The following is an 841-nucleotide window of genomic DNA, read 5'->3' on the forward strand; positions in this document are numbered from 1 at the left end:
CATGAGTTCGCGTGCCGCGTCGTTGTCGTCCACCACCAGCGCGCGCATGCCGCGCAGGCTGTTCAGGGCCGAGATGTCCAGTCCGCCCTTGTCCTCGCCCACGCCCAGGCGCACCGTGAACCAGAACAGGCTGCCCTGCCCGGCCGTGGATTCGGCATGGATCTCCCCGTCCATGAGTTCGACCAGCCGCTTGCTGATGGTCAGCCCCAGCCCGGTGCCGCCGTACTTGCGCGTGGTCGAGCCGTCGGCCTGCGTGAAGGCCTGGAACAGCCGCGCGGCCTGCTCGGGCGTCATGCCGATGCCCGAGTCGCGCACGTCCACGCGCAGGCGTACTTCATCGCCTTGCTGCTCCAGCAAGCGCACCGACACCACCACCTGGCCGCGCTCGGTGAACTTGACCGAGTTGCTCACCAGGTTGGTGATGACCTGCCCGATGCGCAAGGCGTCGCCCACCAGCACCGGCGGCACTTCGCGCGCGGTGTCGAACAGCAGCTCCAGCCCCTTGTCGCCGGCCTTTTGCGCCAGCAGCGCCGCCACGTTGTCCAGCACTTCGTCCAGCCGGAACGGCGCGGCCTCGATGTCCAGCTTGCCGGCCTCCACCTTGGAGAAGTCCAGGATGTCGTTGATGATGCCCAAAAGCGCCGTGCCCGCGTTGTGCACCTTGCTCACGTAGTCGCGCTGGCGCTTGTCCAGCTCGGTGCGCAGCGCCAGCATCGACAGCCCGATGATCGCGTTCATCGGCGTGCGGATCTCGTGGCTCATGTTGGCCAGGAACATGGACTTGGCCTTGGCCGATTCCTCGGCCGCCTGCTTGGCCTCGGCCAGCGCCTGCGCAATGGCG

General features: G+C 67.7%; 1 protein-coding gene. It reads right to left on the reverse strand.

The genetic code is table 11. The features are described from left to right. Positions 1 to 841, reverse strand: an 841-nt coding sequence (locus tag IE209_RS33630) for an ATP-binding protein (RefSeq protein WP_268245990.1), incomplete at both ends; no start/stop codon positions are given.

It is taken from the genome of Pseudorhodoferax aquiterrae, from assembly GCF_014652235.1.
In the GTDB taxonomy this organism is placed as follows: Bacteria; Pseudomonadota; Gammaproteobacteria; order Burkholderiales; family Burkholderiaceae_C; genus Pseudorhodoferax; species Pseudorhodoferax aquiterrae.